General features: G+C 67.8%; 4 protein-coding genes. 1 reads left to right on the top strand and 3 read right to left on the bottom strand.

The genetic code is table 11. From position 1 onward, the window contains the following. Window positions 1-2,307 (top strand): S41 family peptidase (locus tag AC5RTT_RS19850; RefSeq protein ID WP_494146605.1); only part of this gene is annotated, 2,307 nt, incomplete at its 5' end. A 75-nt stretch (window positions 2,308-2,382) separates the two neighbouring features. Here the strand turns inward: AC5RTT_RS19850 and AC5RTT_RS19845 are convergent. From AC5RTT_RS19845 to sucB, 3 genes are all read right to left on the bottom strand, one after another. Beyond that, a complete protein-coding gene (locus tag AC5RTT_RS19845; RefSeq protein WP_133350932.1) occupies window positions 2,383-2,811 on the bottom strand; it encodes an OsmC family protein in 429 nt (142 codons plus the stop codon). Between the two features lie 143 nt (window positions 2,812-2,954). Further along, window positions 2,955-3,305, bottom strand: coding sequence for a hypothetical protein (locus AC5RTT_RS19840; RefSeq protein WP_494146604.1), 351 nt, complete (start codon window positions 3,303-3,305; stop codon window positions 2,955-2,957). 149 nt (window positions 3,306-3,454) lie between these two features. Continuing rightward, on the bottom strand, window positions 3,455-4,261 hold an 807-nt coding region (gene sucB / locus AC5RTT_RS19835; protein ID WP_494146603.1), incomplete at its 5' end, for a 2-oxoglutarate dehydrogenase, E2 component, dihydrolipoamide succinyltransferase.

Raw genomic sequence — 4,261 nt, 5'->3', positions numbered from 1 at the left:
GTCCCCGCGGCCGGCGCCGCTGTGCTGGCCCGGGCCGGCACCTTTGTCCCCGCGGACGACCAGCAGGCGGACCCGCAGCAGGCCGACGTCGCCCCGGAGGACACCGTGTCCGCAGCAGACGCGCAGTCCGGGGCGGACGCCCCGGGGATCAACATTCCCATGCCGTCCCGGGCCAGCGCCCTGGAGGCCAGCCCCGACGGGCGCCGGGTAGCCGTTGGCACCTCTTTCGGTGAGGTGTATGTGACGGACACCCGCACGGGCGACTTTGTCCTTGTGGCCAGCATCGGGGAAGGCACCATCTCGGAACTGGCGTGGTCGCCCGACTCCCGGTGGCTCGTCTGGTCTGAGCCGGTCACGTCCTTCGGCTCGCGCAGCCGGCTCCGGCTGGCGGACATGGACAACCCCGGAACGGCCCCCGTTGACGTGACGGACGGCCGCTTCGGCGACAAATCGCCGGCCTTCACCCCGGACGGCAAATACCTGGCGTTCCTGTCCAACCGCAGCTTCGACCCGGTGTACGACGGCCACTCCTTCGATCTCTCCTTCCCCAGCCCCATTAAGCCGTACCTGGTGGCACTCGCCGCCGGGACGCCGTCGCCCTTCGGTCCGGCGGTGGCACCCGACGGCGGCGAAGGCTCCGTTACGGACACCCCCGGCGGGCAGGAACCCGGCGAAACTCCGGAAGTTGCAGTTGACCCCGAGGGCCTTGCACACCGCGTCATCACCGTCCCCGTGCCGCAGGGCAATTACACGTCCCTGGAAACCGCGGACGGCGCGCTTCTGTGGCTTGACTGGGCACTGGCAGGCGTCACCGGCGACGGAAAAGCGAGCCAGGACGACAAGGATGCCCGCCCCAGCCTTGTCAGGTTCGATATCGCCCGGCGGAAGAAGTCCACGCTCGTGGAGTCGCTGGACAGCTACCGGCTCTCCGGGGACCGGAGCACCGTGGTGCTGATCTCGGACAAGCAGGTGACAGCGGTTCCGGCGGATGCGAAAGCGGACGAGGAATCCGGGAAGCTGGTCAAGGTGGACCTGGGCCGGATTCGCGTAATGATGGATCCGCTCAGCGTCTGGGGCCAGGCCTTCGACGAGGCCTGGCGGCTGCAGCGGGACTTCTTCTGGGCCGAGGACATGGCGGGCCAGGACTGGGAATCCATCCACAAGCGCTACCGCCCCCTGGTTGACCGCCTGGGATCGCACGATGACCTCGTGGACCTCCTGTGGGAGATGCACGGCGAACTGGGTACCTCCCATGCCTACGTCCGGCCGGCGCCGGTCACCGAAAACGGCAGCCAGGGCCAGGGCCGGCTCGGCGCCGATATCTCCCACACTCCGGCGGGCTGGGAAATCACCCGGATCCTGGCCGGCGAATCCTCGGACCCGTTGGCCACGTCGCCCCTGACGCGGCCCGGCGTGGACGCCAAGGCCGGAGACATCCTGCTGGCCATCGACGGCGTCCCGCTCTCGGCATCCGTCACCCCGGCCATGCAGCTGGTGGGTGCGGCCGGACGGGCGGTGGAGCTGACCCTCCTTAACGGCCCCGCCCACACAGGTGCGGCCGGCACCCAGCGGCGGGTCGCCGTCGTTCCGGTCAAGGACGAGGAACGCCTGCGGTACCAGGAGTGGGTAGCCGGCAACCGCCGCACTGTCCGGGAAGCATCCGCCGGAACCTTCGGCTACCTGCATATTCCTGACATGATGGCCAACGGCTGGGCACAGCTCCACCGCGACCTGGACACCGAAACCGCGCTGGACGGGCTCATCGTGGATGTCAGGCGGAACCGTGGCGGCCACACGTCGCAGCTGGTGGCGGAACTGATCGGGCGGAAGGTCACGGGCTGGAGCATGCCCCGCGGGGAGAAGCCGCGGACCTATCCGCACCACGCACCGCGAGGGCCCGTCATCGTGCTGGCGGACGAGTTCGCCGGTTCGGACGGGGACATCATCACCCAGGTGTCCAAGCTGCGGGGGATCGGCCCCGTGATCGGGACCCGTACCTGGGGCGGAGTGGTCGGCATCGACAACAGGTTCGCCCTGGCGGACGGCACCGGCGTCACCCAGCCGCGCTACGCCAACTGGTTCAGCGGTGGCGTTGGGTGGAGCGTGGAAAACTATGGCGTCGATCCGGACATTGAGGTGGCCTACCCGCCGCACGCCTACGCCGCGGGCCGGGACCCGCAGCTGGAGTACGGCATCGGTGCCCTGAAGGAAATGATCCAGGAACTTCCCACCGACCGCCCGCCGGCCCGCGAGGGGTACCGGCGGCTCCGCCCGGCTCCCTTGCCTGCGCGCAGCCAGGGCAAGTAACGCCAGGAACGAGGAAAGGCCCTGCACCCCCCGGAATTCTCCCGGGCGTGCAGGGCCTTTGCCGCTTACTGGGGATCAGGACTCCAGTGTGGCGTCCATCGTGATGTCGATGCTTGCCAGGGCGCCTGAAACCGGGCAACCAACCTTGGCTTCGCCGGCAATCTTCTGGAACTCGTCCTCAGAGATTCCCGGGACCCTGGCCTCGACCGTCAGGTGGCTGCCGGTGATGCCGGTGCCCGGAACGAACGTCACGTCGGCCTTGGCGCGGACTTCTTCGGGAGTATGTCCGGCCTTTGCCAGTTCGTTGCTGAAGGCCATCGAGAAGCATGCCGCGTGGGCTGCGGCAATGAGTTCCTCAGGGCTGGTCTTGCCGTTGGCCGCTTCGGTGCGGGCTTTCCAGGTGACATCGAACGTGCCCAGGCCTGAGGTGGCCAGGCTGGTGGTTCCGGCGCCTTCCGTCAGGTTGCCGTTCCATACTGCATTTGCTGAACGTGTTGCTGCCATGTTCACTCCTCAAGTCGATGTGTACCGGGGCAGGCCGCTGCCCGGACCCCGCCGTTTCCCATCCTAGGGACTTCACCCGACGGGTGCATCCGTGTCCGCTGCCGGTGGATTGTGACTCCGGCGGGACAGGAAACGGGCCAGGGTCAGTTCCAGATGGTGGCGATGGCGATGTTCAGCAGCGCCAGGCCGCCCACGGCATGGGACAGGCCGGGGCTGACGTCCTGGCCGGCCTTGTACTTCCGGCGGCCGATGAAGGCCAGGACGCCGACAACCAGGGCGATGACGAGCTTGATGCCCAGTTTCGCGTAATTGGCATCCATGTCGAGGGCCGGGATGAGGCCCATCAGGGCCACGCCGGTGAGGAGCTGCAGCAGGGCGCCGTCGAACTGGCGGGGGTGGACGGTGGGCTTCTTCATCTGCCCGATCCAGATGCCCAATATCATGGCCGCGCCGACGATATGCAGGAAAACCACAATGTTGTAGAGGATGTTCATGGGACCAGTGTAGCCAGTTGTTCTACGTCCGGTAGTAGACGCGCTGACGTGCGGCGGACTGCCTGAAGGGCCTTAAAGAACGACGGCGGCGCGGGCCGCGGCGGGTTGTCCCGCCGCCGGCCTGCACCGCCGTCGTCCGTGGCTGGCTGCTACAGTCCCAGGTCCGCTTCGAAGGCGCCTTCTTCAAGGCGGGCCTTCAGGGTCTGGAGGAAACGGCCGGCGTCTGCGCCGTCCACCAGGCGGTGGTCGTACGTCAGCGACAGGTACATCATGGAGCGGATGGCGATCGAGTCGTCACCGTTCTCGTCGGCAACCACCACAGCGCGCTTGACGATCGCGCCGGTGCCAAGGATGCCCACCTGCGGCTGGTTGATGATCGGGGTGTCGAACAGGGCACCCACCGAGCCGATGTTGGTGATGCTGAACGTGCCGCCGGACAGCTCGTCCGGGCCGATCTTGCCGTCGCGGGTACGGGCTGCGACGTCGGCGATCTTGCCGGCCAGGCCGGCGAGGTTCAGGTTGCCGGCGTCGGAGATGACCGGCACCAGCAGGCCCTTGTCCGTGTCCACGGCGATCGCCAGGTGCTCGGCGTTGTGGTACGTGATCTCCTGCTTGTCCTCATCGTAGGCAGCGTTGAGCTTGGGGTGCTGCTTGAGGGCCTCGGCAACAGCCTTGGCGATGAAGGGCAGGAAGGTCAGCTTGGTGCCGTTCTGGGCCTGGAACGAGTTCTTGGCCCGGGTCCGCAGCTTGGCGATCCTGGTCATGTCCACTTCGTGGACCTGCGTCAGCTGGGTGGAGATTTCCAGGGATTCGCGCATGCGGCGGGCGATGACCTGGCGGATGCGCGGAGCCTTCTGCGTGGTGCCGCGCAGGGAGGAGACAGGGGCGGAAGAAGCGGCCGGGGCGGCTGCTGCAGGTGCTGCGGCCGGAGCGGCGGCAGGTGCTGCCTTGGCCTC

The sequence above is a fragment of the Arthrobacter sp. Y3221157 genome (assembly GCF_059089865.1).
Note: the sequence above shows the minus strand (reverse complement) of the source record. Positions and strands in the feature narration are given on the sequence as shown.

What these genes read in the sequence shown, in the direction of transcription:
- AC5RTT_RS19845 (WP_133350932.1), bottom strand. Translation starts at nt 2,811, where the DNA reads ATGGCAGCAACACGTTCAGCAAATGCAGTATGGAACGGCAACCTGACG.
- AC5RTT_RS19840 (WP_494146604.1), bottom strand. Translation starts at nt 3,305, where the DNA reads ATGAACATCCTCTACAACATTGTGGTTTTCCTGCATATCGTCGGCGCG.